Here is a 21,076-nt window from a genome sequence, read left to right on the forward strand (position 1 = left end):
GCTCACTCGAACGACTTCGTGAACTGCAGGTACCAATAGCGGCCACGATTGTCGTGCAGCGTCGCGAAGTAACCGAAAGGCTCGTCCGCAAGCGGCGGATCTTCGTTCAACACGTTGTTCACACCGAGTCGCACGGTCGTCGCATCCAGCCAGCCGGAGCGCAGCGTGTAGCTGCCCGAGACATTGAAGATCAGCCAATCGTCGACTGGATAATCCAACGCCGTCGAATCCTCGACCTCGCCCACATAGCGGGCAAACAACGTCGCACCCACATCGCCGCGCCGCCAACTGAACGTCGCCGACGCGCGATTGCGGGGATTGTCATCGCGCTCCAGCAACGAGCCGCCTGCGGTCGCAGGCAGACCGGCCGCAAGCAACTCGGCGCTTTCCGATGACGGCGAGACATCGAAGCGTGTCAGCCGCGACCAGTCGAGCATCGTGCGGAAGTCGCCGATCGCAGTCTCGAAGTCATAGCTCACGGCCACATCGACGCCGCGCACCACGCGCGAGGTCAGATTCAGGAACTCATTGAAGATGCGGACAGGCTGACCCTGCGCATTGCGCTCCAGCGCCGGATCGCTGCTGCCCTGTTCGAGCCGGCGCACAGCGTCGAGGTTGAGATGGTCGATGGCCGAGAACACGCCGACCAGGCCAGTCTGCTCGATGCGCCAGAAGTCGACGGTCAACGTAAGGCGATCGATGGGCTCCAGCGCGAAGCCATAGCTGATCGTCTCGCTGTCTTCGGGCTTCAGCTTGTCGCCACCGCGCCGAATGTCTTCGACGTTATAACGAAACGCACCGCACGCGCTCTGATTCACGGCTGCGATGGAGGTGGCGCCCTGGTTTAGCGCGCACAAGTACAAGTCGGTCAGATTCTCTTCGACCCGGCGGATCTCGGTTGCATTGATCTGCTCCAGGTTCGGCGCACGAAAACCCTCCGCATACCCGGCACGGAGTTGCAGCCAATCCTTCACTTCCCAGGCAATCGCGACCTTGGGCTTCAACACGTCATCCTCGATGTCCGAGAATTTCTCGTAGCGAGCGGCGATCTGCGTGTTGAGCGCCTGCATCAACGGAATCTCTTGCTCCGGCAGCACCAACGGCACCTGCCACTCCACGTAGGCGGAGGTGACATTGCGCGAACCTTCGGTATCCGGCGTCGGGCTCGTGCCCATCACGTCGCTCGTGACGAGCCCACTGGTCGATACGAAGTTGATGGTGCCGTCGATGCGCGGATCCCGGTCGTCGTCGTACGTCTCGCGACGCCACTCGACGCCGGCCGCCAAACCGATATCGCGACCGAGAACAGTGAACGCCTCCGGACTGGAGATCTTGGCGTCGGCCAACGTCAGCGTCGCCGTGCTATCGCGCGACACATTGATTCGCAGCGGATCGGTGACGCTGGCGGGATTCCAGGTCGAATCGCCGACGGCGGGATTGCTGGGATCGCCGCCGTTGAACGGGTTGTAAGCGGTGGCCAGATCCGAACTGTTCAGCGCCGCCTGCAGCGCGGTGTTGCTGACGCGGTTGTACTCAACGTCTTCGGTATTCGCCCGCGAATACAACGCAGCCGTTTCCCAATTCCATCTGCCAATGTCGCCACGCAAGCCGCTGAGCACTCGCCATGCATTCGATTCGACTTCGATGCGTCGATTGCCCGCGTCGAATACCCGGATACCGGCAATCTGCACGGCTTGCGCCGGGCCAGTGTAGCCCGCCAGACGGCCTGGACCGGAGCCGAACGGGTTATAGGGATTGTTGGCCGACACGGTCAACGGCGCCGATGTGAGATCGGTGGAGCCGCCGCGCACTGCCGTCGAGTCGGCGCCGTAGTACATCAGCTCGCCAAACGCTTCGAGGCCGGAATCGAACTCGTGCGTCAGCGTGCTCATGAGATTGAATCGATTCGACTCGGGCGTCATGGTCGACATCGAGCCCTCGTCCGTGCGCAACGACGCATCCAGTGACGAGGAACCGCCGTCGATACACGCTCCCGATGTTCCCGGCACGGCCGCATCGGACCCGGACAACCCGCAAGGCTGAATATGAAACTGCGTGAATGCCGTGCCGAAGCCGGTGACCGGCGTCGTCACCCGGCCGCGCAGCCAGGGTGCGATCGTCGAGGCATCGTTGAAGTTCGATGCGTACTGCGAGGAGACGAAGCCGCTGCGATTATTAGTCCCGGCATAGTCACGCTCGCTCGCCATCATCTGCGCGCGATGCATGTACGAGCCGAACAATGTGACGTGGCTGCGACCCTCATTGAACGAGAAGCCGGATTTCACGTCGAACGAAGTCTCATCGAAGTCGGTGCCTTCGGAAAAGCCGTAGCGCGCGCCGACTTCCAACCCTTCGTAGTCCGAGTCGAGCACGTAATTGAGCACGCCTGCGGTCGCGTCAGCGCCGTAGATGGCGGCCGCGCCATCGCGCAGCAACTCCAATCGGGAGACCGAGGATGGCGCGATCGTATTGACGTTGACGATCTGCACCGGCACACCGTCCTCCTGCTGCGTGGTCGGATGCATGACCATGCGCCGGCCATTCAACAGCACCAGGGTATTGCCCGATCCCAGACCTCGGAGGTTTGCTGAAGCAACGTCGCCGCGCGCTTGATTCGGCCCCTGTTGTTCGTTGTTGAAATTCTGGCCGCCCGCTTGCGGCAATGAAGCGATCAACTGATCGGCGGTGAGCACGCCGACCGCGGCGATGTCTTCGCTCGAACGCACCGAGACCGGCAGAATCCCCGCGGCCACCGGGCCTTGAATGTGAGATCCGGTAACGACGATTTCTTCGACCGCCGCGGGTTCCACCTCATCGCGTCTTGCGGACTCCCCCGCTGCCGCGACCTCGGCGCGGGTAATACGAATAGTGCCATCTTTGTCCCTGACATATTGCAGCCCCGAGCCGCGCAACAAACGTTCGATCGCGTCTTCTGGCGTCATCCGTCCCGTGACGGCAGGCGCAGGCAGATTGGCGACGAGATCGGCGGCAGCGACCACCACCAGATCGGACTGTTGTGAGAACGCCAGCAAGGCGCGCGACAGTTCTTGCACGCGAATATCGAAATTGCGCTCAGCTTCGGCGGCGCCAACGTTGGCCGCACCGAGCATCAGCGCGGCCACGGCGACAGTGGAGGTAAGCTTCGGCAGAAAGGAACGAACGCTGCGTCGGATCATGAATGCATGGCGCGCAGTCACCTGGACCGCATGTGTAAAGCGCGCCGACTCCCCGTATTTTTTGTAACCGTGCATGAGACGTTCGAGCGAGCCGATCGTGCCAACCTCTCTTGACCGGCACCGCATCGCCCACGTACTTTCGCACGCAAGTGTCATCGCACTTGGGTTCAGACCAGCCGTGGCCGGCGTTTCTCTCGACAGCATTACCTCCGCGGATCGTGACGAGCGCCCGCAGCTGAAACAGCTGTACGAGCGCTATTGGAACGATCTGTGCCGTCACATTCGCGCGACCTTCGGCGGCGCTCGGGCGCCGGATCCTCAGGACGTCGCACAATCGGCGTTTGCGCGTTATCTGTCGATCGACGACCAGCAGGCCGTCGAGAATCCACGCGCCTTCTTGTATACAACGGCGCGCAACATCGCGCTTGATATCGCTCGACATCGCAAGCACGCCGACCGACATTCGCAAAGCGCCGCCCGGGATGAGGGCGCTCAGACTGATGATTTCTCTCCCGAGCGCATCGCGCTGGCGCAGGAACGCGCCGCTGCGTTGTCAAAGGCGATCGAGAATCTGCCGAAACGGCAGCGACAGGCGTTGCTGCTCAACCGGCTGCACGATCTGTCGTACAGCGAGATTGCCGAGCGCATCGGCTCGTCGAAGTCGGATGTGCGACGGCAGATCGTGCGCGCCTTGGAAACCATCGAAGCGGCAATGGAAGCCTACGAATGAGCGGCGACGTCACCAGGATCAAGCGCGAGTGCCGCGAATGGCTGGCACTGCTGCAGTCGGGCGAAGCCAACGAGGCCGATCGCGCCCGCTTCAGCGCCTGGCTGCGTGCCGATCCTCGACATCAACGCGCTTACGACGGCTTGCGCATGCTGTGGCGTGATATCTCCACGCTGAGTCAACTCAAAGAACTGGAGCCGGTGCCGCCGCGGCCGGCTGCGAAAACAACGCGTCGATTCTTGCCGCTGGCCGCAGCGGCCGCAGCGGCTGGACTCGCGATTGCACTCCTGTTGTCGCAGCCACAATCCGTTCAACAGCCTGTGACCACCGCCGCGTTGCAGACGGAGGAATATCAAACGCAGCTCGGGGAAGTGCGTGCGATTCGCTTGACGGATGGCAGCACGCTGACTCTTGGTGCACGGTCGCACGCTATCGTGAGTTTCAGTGACAGTGAGCGCCGGGTGCGGCTCGAGCAGGGCGAAGCCTATTTCGATGTGGCCAAGAATCCGGCTCGTCCCTTCCATGTCGCGGCGCCGGGCACGGCCGTTCGAGTCGTCGGCACTCGTTTCGACGTGCGCGTCAGCGACAGTCACGTTCGCGTGGCGGTCGATGAAGGCGTCGTCGCGGTCAACAATCGATCAGGCGCACTCACGCGCGGTCAACGCATCGACGTGCTGCCCGATGGCGCAATGACGGAAGTCACTCAAGTGGATGGCAGCGAAGTGGCGGCGTGGCGCGAAGGCAGACTGGTGTACGACGGCGCCACTCTCGCGGAAGTCGTTTCGGATCTGGCGCGCTATCGACCCAATGTCACACTCAGCTCTGTTGAGGCCGGCAAGCTGCGTGTCACTGCTGGCTTGCGTGTGGAACAGATCGAACAGTTCGTCGACCGCCTGCCGGATATCCTGCCCGTGCGCGTCACCCGCACCGACGACGCGATCACCATCGACGCGAGCTGACCGTCAGCGGCGCGCCTCGCGTAGCGCTGGAATCATCGGGCGGTCGGCTTCCAGCAAGCCGACGGTTTCGAGCTCATCGAGCGTCACCCATTTGAGCGGCTGACCTTCCACCGACCTTGCCTCGCCGGTGTAGAGCGACACCAGCCAAAGGTCGAGCAGCACTCGACGATCCGAGTAGCCATGCTCGTAGGCGATCAGCGGCGTCGCATCGAGGACTTCGATGCCCAGCTCTTCTCGCAACTCACGCTGCAAACCCGCGAGCGCCTGCTCTTCGGGCTCGACCTTGCCGCCGGGGAATTCCCAACCGCCGGCCATGTGCTTGCCGGGAGGCCGTTGTGCAATCAGGACGCGACCCTGCTCATCGAACAGGGCGCCGGCGACGACGTGAATCATTCGCAACCCACTCTCTTTGCCAATGCATCGACGGGGCGAATCATACGACGAATTTGCCGGCCCGCTCGTGGGCAGGAGGCTAACCCCCTGCCCACGGCATCGCATCAGCTCCGCAGATCGAAGCGATCCAGGGTCATCACCTTGGTCCAGGCGTTGACGAAGTCCTTCACGAACTTCTCATTCGCATCGCTGGACGCATAGTGCTCGGACACGGCGCGCAGCTCCGTGTTCGCACCGAAGACCAGGTCCACCGTCGTGGCAGTCCACTTCACGGCGCCGCTCTTGCGATCGCGGCCTTCGTAGATGCCCTCGCCGGACTGCTTCCACTCGGTCGACATGTCGACCAGGTTCACGAAGAAGTCATTGGTCAGGCTTTCCGGCCGCGTCGTGAGCACGCCATGCGTGGCGCCGCCGGCATTCGCCTTCAGCACACGCAAGCCACCGACCAGCACCGTCATTTCCGGCACGGTCAGGTTCAACAACGATGCGCGTTCGACCAGCGCTTCAGCTGGCGGCTGCGCATTCCCCTTCGCAAGGTAGTTGCGGAAACCATCGGCAGTTGGCTCGAGCAGCGCGAACGACTGCACATCCGTCATGGCTTGCGTCGCATCGGTACGGCCCGGAGCGAACGGCACGGCCACCTCATGGCCCGCATTCGCCGCGGCCTTCTCGATCGCCGCGCCGCCGGCCAACACGATTACATCCGCCAGCGAAACTCGCTTCTTGTCACGCTGAGCGCTGTTGAAACGTTTCTGAATGCCTTCCAGCACCGGCAGCACGCGAGCCAGTTCCTGCGGCTGATTCACCGCCCAGCTGTTCTCGGGCGCCAAGCGAATGCGCGCACCGTTGGCGCCACCTCGCATGTCCGTGCCACGGAACGATGCTGCCGACGCCCACGCCGTGCGGACGAGTTCCGGAATCGTGAGACCCGAGGCGAGGATCTGCGACTTCAATACAGAAGCATCCACTTCATCGATCAGCGGATGATCGACCGCGGGCACCGGATCCTGCCAGACGAATGTTTCTTTCGGCGCCATCTTGCCCAGGTAGCGCGTCGTCGGACCCATGTCTCGATGCGTGAGCTTGAACCAGGCACGCGCGAAGGCGGCCTCGAACTCCTGCGGGTTCTTCAACCAACTCTGCGTGATCTTGCGATACGACGGATCTTCCTTGAGCGCCAGATCGGTCGTGAGCATGATCGGCGCGTGACGCTTGGTCGGATCGTGCGCATCCGGCACGAGGTTCGCCGCGGCGGGATTCGAAGGAATCCACTGCGTGGCGCCGCCCGGGCTCCTGGTCTGCACCCAATCGAAGGCGTACAGGTTCTGCAGGAAATTGTGAGTGAACTGTGCAGGGCTGACGGTCCACGCACCTTCCAAACCGCTGGTGACCGTGTCTGCGCCCTTGCCAGTGCCGCACTTGTTCTGCCAGCCCAAGCCTTGCTGTTCGATGCTCGCCGCTTCCGGTTCGCGACCGACGCAGTCCTTCGCTTTGTGCGCGCCGTGCGCTTTGCCGAAGCTGTGACCGCCGGCGATCAGCGCGACGGTTTCTTCATCGTTCATGCCCATGCGGCCGAACGCCTGACGAATGTCATGCGCGGCGGCGAGCGGATCCGGCTTGCCGTTCGGGCCTTCCGGATTCACGTAGATCAAACCCATTTCGCTCGCGCCTAACGGACGCGCGAGTTCGCGCTTGCCGCTGTGACGCTTGTCGGTCAGCCACTGGCCTTCCGGCCCCCAGTTGACTTCCGCGGACTGCCAGCCGTCCACACGACCGCCAGCGAAGCCAAGAATCTTGAATCCCATGTCTTCCATCGCGACCGTGCCAGCGAGCACGATCAAGTCGGACCACGACAGCGCGCTGCCGTACTTTTGTTTGATCGGCAACAACAGGCGCTGTGCCTTATCGAGGCTCGCGTTGTCGGGCCAACTGTTCAGCGGCGCGAAGCGATGGAAGCCGCCGTCGGCGCCGCCGCGTCCATCGACTGCGCGATACGTGCCTGCGCTATGCCACGACATGCGGATGAAGAACGGTCCATAGTGATCATAATCCGCCGGCCACCAATCCTGCGACGTGCGCATGACAGTGGAGAGATCCTTCTTGACCGCATCGAGATCGAGCTTGGCAAACGCCTTCGCATAATCGAAGTCGGCGCCTAGGGGATTCGCGGAATTCTCGCTCTGGCGCAGCGGCGCAAGGTTCAGTCGGTTGGGCCACCAATAATCGTTGTCGGGCACCGCCGTTTGCGCGCTTCCCAGGCTCGGCGCAATCGACAGGATGCCCACCACACAGGCGGTCACCAGCGAAGGGATTCTCTTTGACATTGGATCTCCAATTGACGTTCTCAATAAGCGCCTCGCCACCCGCAGCGAGGCGGGCGCCAAGCTAGAGATCCAACAATCGTGGGTCCAATGTATGTTTGCTATGCCGGCGATAGGCAGACGCAGTCAGGTCTGCGGCACACCGACGCGTCTACCCTTCTGAATCAGAGCTGCGATTCCTTTAGCCCCCAGCGTCAGAGTCAGTCCGATCGTGAGATCGATTAGCGACAACACGAGATTCGCTTGCTGCTCGAACGAGAAATCGGGAAACGAGGACTCCGGCGCCAGCGCCAGGATCGACCAGTAGATGATGTCGGGAATGGCGCGCGCCAGCACGAAGACACCGACGCCGACGAACACGAGATCGCGCCACTCATCGAATGGCACCGCGCTCGGCTGCACCTGAACGTTGCTGGCCCGAAGCAACTTCGACGCGAGCGTGGCAGGAAACAGCCAGAGCACGACGATCGCGACCAGCTGCAGCACCAGTGTGATCAGAAATGGCTTCGCAGAGATGTCTGTGTTCTGGATTGTGCCCGGAAGGGCCGCGGCCTGGCCGATCAGGCTGAGAAACCAGAAGATGACCAGCACCCGAATTCCGACGATCAGGATCTGATGTGGAGTCACGTTCTTTCCTTGATTGATTTCGCAAACGACGTTGAGAGCTATTGCTCCGGCTGGAGGATCCAATAGCTCACGGTTTCCATCTGCGTGCCGGGATGGCAAACGCCCGTGCCCTGAACGGCGACCGAAAGGCCGCTGGCCTTTGCCATCAGCAGCGACGAATAGAGCGCCTTGCCATCGGCGTTGGAGATATCGATGACGAATTGGTAGCTGATGTGATTATTGCAGGCCGCCCGATTGACGGGCGCGGGCGATAGGGCGAAATAAACCAGATTGGGACCTAAACCCTGACCGCCGATCGGCCCGAGCTGACCGATGCCGTACGCAGCGGCATTCGCCGCTCCAAACTGGCAACACATCACTGCCATGAGAACGCCGCGTGCAAACTTGGACATCGATGTCTCCTTGTTCAATCCTGTGCGATGTGAGGTACCGACTGGCCGCTGTCGACTCCTCTTATTGAGTACGCGGCGGCGGATGATAGTACTCGTTCAAACGTTTCCTCGCCGCCTGCAGCTTCGCCAGCACCGGAGTCTCTTTCGGACTCTTGGCGCGCGCCAGCGTCAGGATCTCCTCGCCGGTGTCCACCAACCACTTGGGCGGAAGATCTTTGTTCGCGACCCCGGTTCTTGCGCTGGGCCAGCCCACCCCTTTCAGATGGGTCCGGAACCGATAGCTCACGGCATCGGCGCCGGAGGGCGCGTGCCGGGTGTATCTCGCTTCGAGAATGTTGTTCGCCCAAATGTCGTACACGACTTCGGCGAACTGCCTGCTGACCTCGAAACGCAGCACGTCGACTTGCCGGGCATCCACATCGGATTTGGGATTGACCAGCCGCCAGCTGCTCAGCACATATTTCTTATCCTCCAGCTGGATCTGCCATTCGGAGGCCGGCTCGGAGGAAGGATATCGACCGAACTCCGCGAGGCAGCGCATGCATCGCCCACGGACGCTTGCGGAGCCGTCCGGAATCAAACGATCGGAGGCGCCGGCGACAGTCTCATCGCGCTGCTGGGTCACATCCGGCTCGTAAGCGGACGCGATGCTCGCTCCGATCAGGAGCGACAGGCAGACCACGAATCGTTTTCCCGGCATCGAGCCATCCCCTCAGTCCCCGCTGCCGCGATCATATCTCGTTGTGCACAAATAAAAACGCGCCGGGTGGAGAACCCGGCGCGTTTGGTTTCGAACGATACCTGTCGAGCGCGGCTAGCCTTGTCCGGCCAGCGCTCCATGACAATGCTTGAACTTCTTCCCCGAGCCGCACGGGCACAACTCGTTCCGTCCAACCTTCTTGGTCTCACGCACGAACTGCGCGACGGGCTCGCCTGAAGCAGCGGCCATCGGCTGCGGCTCTTCGGCAGGGGCGGTTGGGGAAGTGAGCTGCTCCGGAGCAGCGTGCTGGAACTGCAAGGCGCGAGCAAGGCGAGCCTGGCGCTCGGCTTCTTCGCGCTCTTCGCGTTCGACGTCGGCCTGCGTGCGCAGTTGCATGCGGGAGAGCATCGAGACGGTGTCGTGCTTGATGCGATCGAGCATGGCGGTGAACAGCTCGAAGGCTTCGCGCTTGTATTCCTGCTTGGGATTCTTCTGCGCGTAGCTGCGCAGGTGAATGCCCTGGCGGAGGTAGTCCATCGCAGCGAGGTGTTCGCGCCAGTGCGAATCCAACTGCTGCAGCATGATGGCCTTCTCGATGTGACGCACGACCGGCGCGCCGTACATCTCCACCTTGTCCTCGTAGGCCTTGTCGATGATCTCGTGGACGCGCTTGCGCAGCCCTTCCTCGACCAGGTTCGTGTCCGCTTCCAGCCAGGCCTTGGGATCGATGCCGACGGCGAAGTCCTTCTCGACCGCCTGCTTCAAGCCCTCGAGGTCCCACTGCTCTTCCAGGCTGCCGGGCGTCACGTAACGATCCATCAACGCATTGACCACTTCGTGACGGATGCCGGCGATGGCGTCGCCCACTTCCTCGGCGGCCATCAGATCGGTGCGCTGCGCGTAGATCACCTTGCGCTGATCGTTGGCAACGTCGTCGTATTCGAGCAGGTTCTTACGGGCATCGAAGTTGTGCGCTTCGACCTTGCGCTGGGCGCGCTCGATCTGTTTCGAGAGCATGCGGCTCTCGATCACTTCGCCTTCCTTCATGCCGGCGGTCTGCAGCCAGCGCTTGACGCGCTCGGGATCGCCGAAGATGCGCATCAAGTTGTCTTCGAGCGACAGATAGAAACGGCTCGAGCCCGCGTCGCCCTGACGGCCGGAACGGCCGCGCAGCTGATTGTCGATACGGCGTGACTCGTGACGCTCGGTGCCGACGATGTGCAAGCCACCAGCGGCGAGCACCGCCTCGTGACGCTGTTTCCATTCGTCGCGCACGCGGGCCTGGGTCGCTTCATCGACCTCGCCCATGCCCTGCAATTCGACTTCCAGGTTGCCGCCGAGCACGATGTCCGTGCCGCGACCGGCCATGTTGGTCGCGATGGTCACAGTGCCGGGGCGGCCGGCCTGCGCGACGATCAATGCTTCACGCTCGTGCTGTTTGGCGTTCAGCACCTGGTGCGGAATGTTTTCCTTCTCCAGCAGCTTCGACAGCAGCTCGGAAGTTTCGATGGACGTCGTGCCGACCAGCGCCGGCTGGCCGCGCGCCACGCAGTCGCGGATGTCTTCGATGATGGCTTCGAACTTGTCCTTCTGCGTGAGATACACGAAGTCGGGGTGATCCTTGCGGATCATCGGCTTGTTGGTCGGGATGACGACCACTTCCAGGCCATAGATCGACTGGAATTCGAACGCTTCGGTATCGGCCGTGCCGGTCATGCCGGCCAGCTTCGAATACATTCGGAAGTAGTTCTGGAACGTGATCGACGCGACCGTCTGGTTCTCTTCGCGGACCCGCACGCGCTCCTTCGCTTCGATGGCCTGATGCAAACCGTCCGACCAGCGGCGGCCCGGCATGGTGCGGCCGGTGAACTCGTCGACGATGATCACTTCGCCGTTGCGGACGATGTATTCGACATCGCGGTGATACAGCGAATGCGCGCGGAGCGCCGCATTCAAGTGATGCATGATGCGGATGTTGGCCGCGTCGTACAGGCTCTCGCCCGGCTGCAACAACCCGGCTTCGGCAATCAGCTGCTCGGCGTGCTCGTGACCGACATCGGACAGATGGACCTGGCGGGACTTCTCGTCCGCCCAGTAGTCGCCTTCGCCTTCTTCGCTTTCCTGGCGCTTGAGCTTCGGCGCCAGCTCGTTGATGCGCAGATAGAGCTCGGTGCTCTCTTCGGCGGGGCCGGAGATGATCAGCGGCGTGCGGGCTTCGTCGATGAGGATGGAGTCCACTTCGTCGACGATGGCGTACGCGAGGCCACGCTGCACGCGGTCCTCGAGGCGGAACGCGAGGTTGTCGCGCAGGTAGTCGAAACCGAATTCGTTGTTGGTGCCGTAGGTGATATCGCAAGCGTAGGCGGCGCGCTTCTCGTCCGAGCTCTGGCCGCTCTTGATCACACCGACCGTGAGGCCGAGGAAGCGATAAACCCGGCCCATCCAATCGGCGTCGCGCGAGGCCAGGTATTCGTTGACCGTGACCACGTGCACGCCCTTGGCGGGCAGCGCATTGAGGTACGCGCCCAGGGTGGCCATCAGCGTCTTGCCTTCGCCGGTGCGCATTTCGGCGATCTTGCCCTGATGCAGCACCGTGCCGCCGATGATCTGCACATCGAAGTGCCGCATGCCGAGCACCCGGCGCGCAGCCTCGCGCGTGGCCGCGAAGGCTTGGGGCGCGATGTCGTCCAAGGTCTTGCCCTGGTCGAGCAACTGGCGGAACTCCGCCGTCTTGGCCTGCAACTGCTCGTCGGACAGCGCCCGGAAGGATTCTTCCAGGGCGTTGGTCTTGCCGACGATCTTGGAATAGCCGCTCAAAAGCCGCTGATTGCGACTGCCAAACAGCTGGGTCAGCCAATTCGCCACGCTGAAACTCCGGGGAAGGGGCCTTCAGGGCCCGCTAAAGCCTGTTGGGAAAAGCCCGTTATTGTACACGCGCGCCCGGCGACTCTAATTAAGGTCGTGCCATGCTGAACACCGGGCGGCGTCAGGCTGGGGGCAATCGGGGCGAAAACAAGCCGAGCAGGCGCTTTTTAGCGCCGGACGAATGTCATCGGATCCACGGCACGGCCCTGCTTGAGCACCTCGAAATGCAGGTGCGGGCCGGTGGAGCGGCCGGTGGATCCCATCAGCGCGATGGCTTGGCCTTTCTGCACGGTCTCGCCCACCTGCACCAGCGCCTTCTGGTTGTGCGCGTAGCGGGTGACGTAGCCGTTGCCATGATTGATTTCCACGGTCCGGCCGTAGCCGAACCGGTCCTTGGAATAGGTGACCACGCCCGAGGCGACCGCGACGACTTGCGAGCCCGCCGGGCCGGCGAAATCGATGCCGCGGTGATAGGCGTTACGGCCGGTGAACGGATCGGCGCGATAGCCGAAGTGCGAGGAAATCCAGCCCTGCAGCACCGGCCGGCCGTCCGGTACTACCTGGCGGCTCAGGTTGCGCGTGGAGATCATGCTCTCCAGCACGCTCAGCTGGCGCTCGCGATCGCGGATCTGGTGGGTCAGGTCATCGAGCATGGCGGTCAGCTCGGGGGCGGCGACGGTGGCGCTTTCCACCAGGCCTTCGGGACCGCCGACGGCGGGCTCGCTATCGAAATTGAATTCGCCCTTGTCGAGATTGGCCATTTCGGTGAGCCGGCGGCCGAGGGCGTCGAGGCGGATCACATGCGCATTCATCTGGCCGACCCGGCTGGTCAGCGCGTCGAGCCGTTCCTGCAGGTCGCGCCGGGCATTGGCGATATCGAGCCGTTGTTGCTCGAGCTTGCCGCCCCACTCCGTGACCTGCGCGGCGGGGTCGAGGACCAGGCCGCTGCGGCCGAGCTGGATGCCGGCGAACAGCACGCCCGCAAGCACCAACACCACCGAGGAGATCGTCACCGTCATCGCCAACGGACGGCCAAGCTCGAATTGGCGAGCCTTGCCGAAGCGCTTCGAGAACACGATGACGTTCATTTGATCACTACCTTCTCTCTTTCGCGCCCTAAACGGCCAGCTTGCCACTGGCGGCACGACAATACGTTCACACCCGCCTGGAACCATGGGGTTTCCAGCGGCGATACGAGCCGGTCTATCTCTCTGGTCGAAAGCGGCCGAGGCCCTTTCGACACGTCTGGCAAAAGGCGTGACTTTTGCCAGCCTTTGGCTCGAGCAGGACTGCGGTGGACGTAGAACCGAATGTTCGTGTTGTACATCCTGGCAACCCCGCTATCGTGGCGCGGCTCGCTTCACTGGCGTGCCTGCTGCCGTAGACCGGTGGCTTTGCGTCCCCGCCTTTCGACGGGTTTGCCCTTAACAGTGGCCGGAATATGCATAACGACGCGTACAAAGATCAAGCGCCTGGCGCCCAGAACGGTGCTTTCAGCGAATGACTGATCGTTTCAAACCGCTGGGCGAGACAGTTGGCCCGTTATTCGCGCAGCTGGAGCAGCGCGTGGCGGCGCATGTCGAGCTCACAGAGAAGATCCGCGAGGCGCTCACGGGGCCGGAAAAAGATCATGTGGTGTCAGCGAGTTGCCGCGGCGATACCCTGGTGGTGCTGGCGGACTCGGCGGCCTGGTGCCCGCAGATTCGTTATGCCCAGGCGCAATTGTTGGAAGTGTTAAATCGCGCCACCCCTAACCCGGGTGAGAAGCAAGTCACAAAAGTAAAAGTTCGCGTCGGCCGGAAGACGCCGGGCCCGACTCAGCGCTAACGGCAGATTTCTGCGCTGAACGCCTAGGCGCTCACCATCGCGGCAGCCGGTACATAAGAAATCGGGCTGTCTTTGATGTTGTCGAAGGTCACCGGCTCCCACGCATTCGGCGTGTTGATCAGCTTGCGGACCAGCTGATTGTTGAGCGCGTGGCCGGATTTGTGGCCGCTGAATTCGCCGATCAGGCTCTTGCCGAGCAGGTACAGGTCGCCGATGGCGTCGAGGATCTTGTGTTTGACGAACTCGTCCTCGTAGCGCAGGCCGTCTTCGTTCAACACCCGGTACTCGTCCAGCACGATGGCATTGTCCAGGGTGCCGCCGAGCGCCAGGTTCTTGGAGCGCATGTATTCCAGGTCGCGCATGAAGCCGAAGGTGCGCGCGCGGCTGATCTCTTTCAAATAAGACGTCGTGGAGAAGTCCATCGACGCGGTCTGGGAGCGCTTTTTGAAGACCGGGTGATTGAACTCGATCTCCATGTTGACCTTGAAACCGTTGTACGGCTCGAAGCGCGCCCACTTGTCGCCATCGCGCACTTCCAGCGGCGCGAGGATGCGGACGAAACGTTTCGGGGCGGGCTGCTCTTCGATGCCCGCCGACTGCAGCAGGAACACGAACGGACCGGCGCTGCCGTCCATGATGGGGACTTCTTCGGCGGACAGGTCCACATAGGCGTTGTCGAGGCCGAGACCGGCAAATGCCGACAGCAAATGTTCGACCGTGTTGACCCGGACATCGCCATTGAACAGGGAGGTGCCGAGCATGGTATCGCCGACGTTTTCGGCATACGCGCGCACGTCCACCGGCTCGTTCAGATCGGTGCGACGGAACACAACGCCGGTGTCCACCGGCGCCGGTCGCAGCACCATCAGCACTTTTTTCCCGGAGTGGAGGCCCACGCCGGTCGCGCGGATGGTGTTCTTGAGGGTGCGTTGTCTGAGCATGCGGTTTTCCAAGCGGCGCAGACCCTAACACTGCCAGCAAGTGAACGGCAAGCCTCTGACTTGCCGTTACTTTTGCTTACATCGAAAAGGGACTTCCCGCGTCCTGATGAATCGACTTGCCAGCGTACAGCGAAGTTCCTGGGGCACCATGCATGTTCCCTATGCAGCCCATAGAGATCGCCGCCCCCGGCCCGCCGTCAGCAAGCGCGGTTCACCAGCCGGTTCCGCCTCAATCCGCCTGCCGGCGCAAAAACGCCGGGATATCCAGCATCGACGTATCTTCAGCCGTCAGACCGTCGCCCACCGCGCGGCGAGCCTGGCCCGCATGCGGATCGCGCTGGTTGCGGATGTAGGTCGGAACGTGCAGATCGTCGAGCGTGGGCACGCCGCCGCGACGGCCGCCGGGGATGGCGGTCATGCGACGAGTATCCTGCTGCGGCGCCTGCATCTGCGTGCCAGGACGGCCGATGCCGGTGGCGACCACGGTCACGCGGATCTGCTCGGTCATTTCCGGATCGATCACGCAGCCCACGACCACATTGGCGTCTTCCGACGCGTACTGTTTCACCGTGTCGCCGACGATGCTGAACTCGCTGGTACGCAGGTCCATGCCGGCCGTGACGTTGATCAGCAGGCCATGCGCGCCCTGCAGATTCACATCTTCCAGCAGCGGGCTGGAGACAGCGGCTTCGGCAGCTTCACGCGCGCGATGCTCACCGCGAGCGATGCCGGTGCCCATCATCGCCATGCCGGTCTCGGCCATCACGGTACGCACGTCGGCGAAGTCGACGTTGATCATGCCGGGACGGGTGATCAGCTCGGCAATGCCCTGCACCGCGCCTTGCAGCACCTGGTTGGCCGACTTGAATGCGTCGAGCAAAGTCACATCGCCGCCCAGCACGGTCAGCAGTTTCTGGTTCGGGATGGTGATGAGCGAGTCGACATGCTTGCTCAGCTCGGCAATGCCACGCTCGGCGGAGCCGTGACGCTTCCTGCCTTCCATCTCGAATGGCCGGGTGACGACCGCGACCGTCAGGATGCCCAGCTCCTTCGCGACCTGCGCCACGACCGGAGCCGCGCCCGTGCCGGTGCCGCCGCCCATGCCGGCGGTGATGAACAGCATGTCCGAGCCTTCGATCATTTCGATGATGCGGTCGCGGTCTTCCATCGCGGCCTGACGGCCCACTTCCGGATCGGCGCCCGCACCCAGACCCTTGGTGATGTTGCAGCCGATCTGCAGACCGACTTTCACCTTGGAATGTTTCAACGCCTGCGCGTCGGTATTGATGCAAATGAAATCCACGCCTTCGATACCGGCCTGGATCATGTGAGCGACCGCGTTTCCGCCGCCGCCGCCGACGCCAATCACTTTGATGACGGCGCCTTGGTTTTCTGTATCAGCAAGTACAAACATCGTTAGTCCCCTCAATGTCAGCGAGACGAATCAAATTGCAACTCGACGTACGGCCGGTTCAGAGGCCCGCCGCACGTCCCACCTTCCCCAGACATCCCCTTTTTGTTGCCATGTCCCTGGCTCGCATCTGAAGTCATTAAAAATTTCCTTGAAACCACGCTTTCATGCGATCGAACGTGCCGCGCACGTTGCCGCCCAGCGGCTCGCGGCGCCCGCGCAGATAATTCTCCCGGCCGTACAGCAACAGGCCGACGCCGGTCGAATGAATAGGATTGCTCACCACATCGACCAGTCCGGTGATGTGTTGCGGCACGCCGAGCCGCACCGGCATGTGAAACACTTCTTCGGCGAGCTCGACCGCGCCTTCCATCTTCGCGCTGCCGCCGGTGAGCACGACGCCCGCGGCGATCACTTCTTCGAAGCCGGAACGGCGCAGCTCTTCGCGCACCAAAGCAAACAATTCCTCGTAACGAGGCTCGACCACTTCGGCGAGCGTTTGTCTCGCCAGCCGGCGCGGCGGACGATCGCCCACGCTCGGCACTTCGATGGTCTCGTCCGAGTTCGCCAGCTGCGACAGCGCGCAGGCGAACTTCATCTTGATCTCTTCGGCGTGATGCGTCGGCGTGCGCAAGCTCACCGCGATGTCGTTCGTCACCTGGTCGCCGGCGATCGGAATCACCGCGGTGTGACGAATTGCGCCGCCCGAGAACACCGCGAGGTCGGTTGTACCGCCGCCGATGTCCACCAGGCACACGCCCAGTTCCTTCTCATCGTCGGCCAGCACCGAGTAGCTCGACGCCAGCTGCTCGAGCACCACGTCCTCGACCTGCAAGCCGCAGCGCTGCACGCACTTCACGATGTTCTGCGCCGCGCTGTCCGCACCGGTGACGATGTGAACTTTCGCTTCCAGTCGCACACCCGACATGCCGATCGGCTCGCGGATGCCTTCCTGGCTGTCGATCAGGAACTCCTGCGGCAGGATGTGCAGGATCTTCTGGTCGGCCGGGATCGCGACGGCGCGCGCCGCGTCGATCACGCGATCGACGTCCTCGGACGTCACTTCTTTATTGCGGATCGCGACGATGCCGTGCGAGTTCAGGCTGCGTACGTGACTGCCGGCGATGCCGGCGTACACCGAATGAATCTCGCAGCCCGCCATCAGCTCGGCTTCTTCCACCGCGCGCTGAATGGACTGCACCGTCGACTCGATGTTCACGACGACGCCACGCTTCAGGCCGCGCGAAGGATGCGAGCCCAAGCCCACCACTTCGATGCGACCTTCGTGATTGACCTCGCCCACGATGGCGACCACCTTCGAGGTGCCGATATCGAGGCCGACAATCAGATTTCGGTCATTCTTCCTAGCCATCAGAGCGAGGTTCCTCGGCGTCGCGCGCGACTCGGGCTGGAGCGTTCCAACCCACGGAAAAGCCGTTGCTGTAACGCAGATCTACGTAACTGACTTCCGCTGCCCGCGCGGCCACGACCGGGCTCGCCACAGCGATGAATCTTTCCAAGCGGGCCGGCACGTCCTGCCGACCGAGACGAACCATCACGCCATTGCCGAGCGTCAGCTGCCACGCGCCGCGCGCGTCCAGCTCGACTTTGCTCAGGCGCATTCCCACGCCCAACAGACGGGGGTACGACTCGAGATAGAGCTTCGCGACCTGAGCTTCGGTGCCCGACGGGCCGATGAGCTGCGGCAACTCTTGTGGAATGTGCCGCGCCTCTTTCAGAAACAATTCGCCTCGCGTATTCATCAGGCCCGACTCGCCCCAGCGAGCCGCAGCGACATGCTCGGTGATGAACACGCGCACACCGTTTGGCCACTTGCGTTCGACCCGAGCGCGATCCACCCAAGGAATCGTTTCCAACGACGTGCGCAATGCCGCCAGGTCGACGGAAAGAAAACCCGAGCCCCGAAACTGCGCGACGACTTCTTCGACCTGCAGCGGCGTGACGCGCTGAAATTGCCCGCCCACTTCCACCTTGCCAATCGGTCGATCGAACGAGACCATCAGCCCCCACGCCATGACGCCGATGCCGAGCATCAGCGCGAGCACGCCGAGCGCAGGACGCAAGCCACCATTGGTCAACGACGCGACCAACGGTTGCAGCCGGCCAAGCAGATCGAGCTGCTCGCCTCCGGCCTTGCGACGATTGCGCTTGCGAGTGCCCATCATGAGCGGGGTGCTCCTTGACCGGCGTGCGGCACGCTGGTTTCCAACACGCGCCACACCAGCTCATCGAACTCGATGCCGAACTGCTTCGCCGACTTGGGCACCAGCGAATGACTGGTCATGCCCGGCGCCGTGTTCACTTCCAACAAGTAGAACTTGCCGCTGGCACGGTCGCGCATCACGTCGACGCGCCCCCAGCCGGAGCAGCCAGCGGTACGGAAGGCTTCGAGCGCGAGCGCACGAATCTCGTCCTCAGCTGCGCCTTGCAGCCCCGGGCAGATGTATTGCGTGTCCTCGGCTTTGTACTTGGCGTGATAGTCGTAGTACTCACCCGCCGGCACGATACGAATGCTTGGCAACGCGGTGTCGCCGAGGACGGCAACCGTCAACTCATCGCCGACGACCAACTGTTCCATCAACATCTCGCCTTGATAGCGAGCGGCCAGATCGACCGCCTGCTTCAGATCCGCTTCTTTGAATACGCGAGTCACGCCGACGCTCGAGCCTTCGCAGGCCGGCTTCACGATCACCGGCAACCCGAGATCGCGCGCGGCCGTCGCCACGTCGCTGTTGCGAGACAGACGCGCATAGCGCGGCGTCGGCAGACCGAGCGACAGCCACACCTGCTTGGTGCGGATCTTGTCCATCGACAGCGCCGAGCCCAACACATCCGAACCGGTGTATGGAATGCCGAACGCATCGAGCAGGCCTTGCAGGATGCCGTCCTCACCGCCGCCCGCATGACCGTGCAGGATGTTGAACACGCGCTGGCAGCGCTTGTTCACCAGCTCATCGACGAGCGCAGCGATGCCATCGACTTTATAAGCATCGACACCCTGCCGCTTCAGCGCCTCCAGACAATTGCTGCCGCTATCCAGCGACACTTCACGTTCGCTCGACGTGCCGCCCATCAGCACGGCGACGCGACCGAAGTCCTTCGCGTTGCTGACGCGCCTCGGCCCGATGTTGTTTGCTTCAGCCATGTTTCACCTCGCCCACGATGCGCACCTCAGTGTTGAGTCGCACACCGTGTTTTTGTTCCACCGTCTGTTGCACATGACGAATCAACTGCTCGATGTCGGCAGCGCTCGCCGTGCCGTCATTGACGATGAAGTTCGCGTGCATCTCCGACACTCGCGCGCCGCCGATGCGAAAACCTTTTAGTCCGCACGCCTCGACCAGTCGCGCGGCGTGATTGCCCGGCGGATTGGTAAACACCGAGCCGCACGACCACTCCTGAATCGGCTGCGTCGCCTTGCGCTTGGCGAGCAGCTGACGGATGTCGTCGTTGCTCACACCGGGACGCTGCTCGAAGCGCAGCAGCGCGCCGAGAAACCATTCGTCTTTCGGGCCTTCGACGTGCCGATAGCCGACGTTGTAGTCGGATGCCGGGCGCTCATGACGCACGCCGTTGCGATCGATGGTCGCGACCGACACGACGTGCCGCCACGTTTCGCCGCCGAACGCGCCCGCATTCATCGCCAGTGCGCCGCCGAGGGTGCCGGGAATGCCCGCGAAGAACTCCGCTGGGCCCAAGCCCCACTTGATGCATTGTTTGGCCAGCTTCGCGCACGCAACGCCGCTGCCACACCAGACGTCGTTGTCGCTTCGGCGCTCCAGCTCATCGAAGATGCCGTGCGTCTCGATCACCGCGCCACGCACGCCACCGTCGCGAACCAGCAAGTTGCTGCCCAGACCGATCCACATTACCGGCGTGCCGGGCTCCAGCCCTTGCAGGAAGCCGGAGACATCGGTCGCATCGAGAGGTGAAAAGAACAGATCCGCCGGCCCGCCCACGTGCCACGACGTGTGCTTCGACATCGGTTCGTTACGCTTCACTCGCGCTTCGAAATCGGGCGGCAGCGACAGCGCGTTCACGGTTGCCTCCGCTCGGCCGACAACGTGGTCAACGCCGCCGGCAATTCCGGCGCGAGGCTGCCGATGCTGCCGGCGCCCATGGTCACGATCACATCGCCGTCGCGGGCGATCTGAATCAGCGCGCGCGGCAGTTCGTCGATCTTGTCGACGAACACCGGCTCGACACGACCATGCGAACGCACGGCGCGGCAGATCGCCTTCCCGTCGGCGCCTGCGATCGGTGTTTCACCAGCCGCATACACTTCAGTGACGATGAGCGCGTCGGCGTTGGCCGCAAGCACGCGAGCGAAGTCATCGAGCAAATCTCGCGTACGGCTGTAACGATGTGGCTGGAAGGCCAGCAGGATGCGGCGATTCGGCCACCCCTGCCGGATCGCTTCGAGCGTCGCCGCGAGCTCGGTCGGGTGATGACCGTAGTCGTCGATGATCGTGACCTTGCCCGCCGACGTCTGCACATCGCCGTACTGTTGCAAGCGACGATCGACGCCATGGAACGACGCGAGCGCGGACTGAATCGCGGCGTCGCTCACTTCCAGTTCCTTCGCGACAGCAATCGCCGCCAGCGAGTTGAGCACGTTGTGCCGGCCCGGCAGGTTCAACTGCACAGACAGCTTCTGCGAAGAGCCGCGACGCTCGACATCGAAGCGCGTCTGCACGCCTTCTCGCTGGATGTTCA

18 protein-coding genes and 1 riboswitch are annotated in these 21,076 nt (G+C 62.8%); of the genes, 3 read left to right on the plus strand and 15 right to left on the minus strand.

Annotated elements, in window-relative coordinates:
- Positions 1–2 precede the first annotated feature (2 nt).
- Positions 3–3,251, minus strand: coding sequence for a TonB-dependent receptor (locus tag GYH35_RS18345; protein ID WP_161829189.1), 3,249 nt, complete (start codon positions 3,249–3,251; stop codon positions 3–5).
- A gap of 22 nt (positions 3,252–3,273) precedes the next feature.
- Between GYH35_RS18345 and GYH35_RS18350 the strand changes: the two genes are divergently transcribed.
- Positions 3,274–3,906 carry an RNA polymerase sigma factor gene (locus GYH35_RS18350; protein WP_161829190.1) on the plus strand — a complete coding sequence of 211 codons (633 nt, stop codon included), beginning with the start codon at positions 3,274–3,276 and terminating at the stop codon, positions 3,904–3,906.
- Positions 3,903–4,862, plus strand: coding sequence for a FecR family protein (locus GYH35_RS18355; RefSeq protein WP_161829191.1), 960 nt, complete (start codon positions 3,903–3,905; stop codon positions 4,860–4,862). The genes GYH35_RS18350 and GYH35_RS18355 overlap by 4 nt, the downstream gene beginning before the upstream one ends.
- Before the next feature lie 3 nt (positions 4,863–4,865).
- Here the strand turns inward: GYH35_RS18355 and GYH35_RS18360 are convergent, their stop codons facing one another.
- The 7 genes from GYH35_RS18360 to GYH35_RS18390 form a co-directional block, all read right to left on the minus strand.
- Positions 4,866–5,255, minus strand: coding sequence for a (deoxy)nucleoside triphosphate pyrophosphohydrolase (locus GYH35_RS18360; protein ID WP_161829192.1), 390 nt, complete (start codon positions 5,253–5,255; stop codon positions 4,866–4,868).
- 104 nt (positions 5,256–5,359) lie between these two features.
- Entirely contained in the window at positions 5,360–7,579 is a 2,220-nt protein-coding gene (katG, locus tag GYH35_RS18365) for a catalase/peroxidase HPI (RefSeq protein WP_161829193.1), read from the minus strand.
- Between the two features lie 123 nt (positions 7,580–7,702).
- Complete coding sequence (locus tag GYH35_RS18370; protein ID WP_161829194.1) at positions 7,703–8,203, minus strand: hypothetical protein; 501 nt, start codon at positions 8,201–8,203, stop codon at positions 7,703–7,705.
- A 38-nt stretch (positions 8,204–8,241) separates the two neighbouring features.
- The gene (locus GYH35_RS18375; RefSeq protein WP_161829195.1) at positions 8,242–8,595 is read right to left on the minus strand and encodes a hypothetical protein; all 354 of its coding nucleotides are present in this window, start codon (positions 8,593–8,595) and stop codon (positions 8,242–8,244) included.
- A 61-nt stretch (positions 8,596–8,656) separates the two neighbouring features.
- Positions 8,657–9,295 carry a hypothetical protein gene (locus GYH35_RS18380; RefSeq protein WP_161829196.1) on the minus strand — a complete coding sequence of 213 codons (639 nt, stop codon included), beginning with the start codon at positions 9,293–9,295 and terminating at the stop codon, positions 8,657–8,659.
- Positions 9,296–9,409: 114 nt separating this feature from the next.
- Positions 9,410–12,160 carry a preprotein translocase subunit SecA gene (gene secA / locus GYH35_RS18385; RefSeq protein WP_161813055.1) on the minus strand — a complete coding sequence of 917 codons (2,751 nt, stop codon included), beginning with the start codon at positions 12,158–12,160 and terminating at the stop codon, positions 9,410–9,412.
- Between the two features lie 167 nt (positions 12,161–12,327).
- A complete protein-coding gene (locus tag GYH35_RS18390) occupies positions 12,328–13,236 on the minus strand; it encodes a M23 family metallopeptidase (protein ID WP_235936811.1) in 909 nt (302 codons plus the stop codon).
- A 251-nt stretch (positions 13,237–13,487) separates the two neighbouring features.
- Positions 13,488–13,593: riboswitch (cyclic di-GMP riboswitch) on the minus strand.
- A gap of 67 nt (positions 13,594–13,660) precedes the next feature.
- Here GYH35_RS18390 and GYH35_RS18395 point away from each other — a divergent pair.
- Positions 13,661–13,987, plus strand: a complete 327-nt coding sequence (locus GYH35_RS18395) for a DUF721 domain-containing protein (RefSeq protein ID WP_161813053.1) — start codon at positions 13,661–13,663, stop codon at positions 13,985–13,987.
- Positions 13,988–14,010: 23 nt separating this feature from the next.
- Here the strand turns inward: GYH35_RS18395 and lpxC are convergent, their stop codons facing one another.
- The 7 genes from lpxC to GYH35_RS34960 form a co-directional block, all read right to left on the minus strand.
- A complete protein-coding gene (gene lpxC, locus GYH35_RS18400) occupies positions 14,011–14,928 on the minus strand; it encodes a UDP-3-O-acyl-N-acetylglucosamine deacetylase (protein ID WP_161813052.1) in 918 nt (305 codons plus the stop codon).
- Between the two features lie 229 nt (positions 14,929–15,157).
- The gene (gene ftsZ / locus GYH35_RS18405) at positions 15,158–16,342 is read right to left on the minus strand and encodes a cell division protein FtsZ (RefSeq protein ID WP_161813051.1); all 1,185 of its coding nucleotides are present in this window, start codon (positions 16,340–16,342) and stop codon (positions 15,158–15,160) included.
- A 136-nt stretch (positions 16,343–16,478) separates the two neighbouring features.
- Entirely contained in the window at positions 16,479–17,711 is a 1,233-nt protein-coding gene (gene ftsA / locus GYH35_RS18410; RefSeq protein ID WP_161813050.1) for a cell division protein FtsA, read from the minus strand.
- Positions 17,704–18,525, minus strand: a complete 822-nt coding sequence (locus GYH35_RS18415) for a cell division protein FtsQ/DivIB (protein WP_161829197.1) — start codon at positions 18,523–18,525, stop codon at positions 17,704–17,706. The genes ftsA and GYH35_RS18415 overlap by 8 nt, the downstream gene beginning before the upstream one ends.
- Positions 18,522–19,505, minus strand: coding sequence for a D-alanine--D-alanine ligase (locus GYH35_RS18420; protein ID WP_161813048.1), 984 nt, complete (start codon positions 19,503–19,505; stop codon positions 18,522–18,524). The genes GYH35_RS18415 and GYH35_RS18420 overlap by 4 nt, the downstream gene beginning before the upstream one ends.
- On the minus strand, positions 19,498–20,400 hold the full coding sequence (murB, locus tag GYH35_RS18425) for a UDP-N-acetylmuramate dehydrogenase (protein WP_235936812.1): 903 nt from the start codon (positions 20,398–20,400) through the stop codon (positions 19,498–19,500). Before murB ends, GYH35_RS18420 begins: the two co-directional genes overlap by 8 nt.
- Positions 20,397–21,076: glutamate ligase domain-containing protein (locus tag GYH35_RS34960; protein WP_268894950.1), on the minus strand; the 680-nt coding region annotated here is incomplete at its 5' end. The genes GYH35_RS34960 and murB, both read right to left, overlap by 4 nt.

The sequence above is a fragment of the Steroidobacter agaridevorans genome (assembly GCF_009932555.1).
GTDB lineage: Bacteria > Pseudomonadota > Gammaproteobacteria > Steroidobacterales > Steroidobacteraceae > Steroidobacter > Steroidobacter agaridevorans.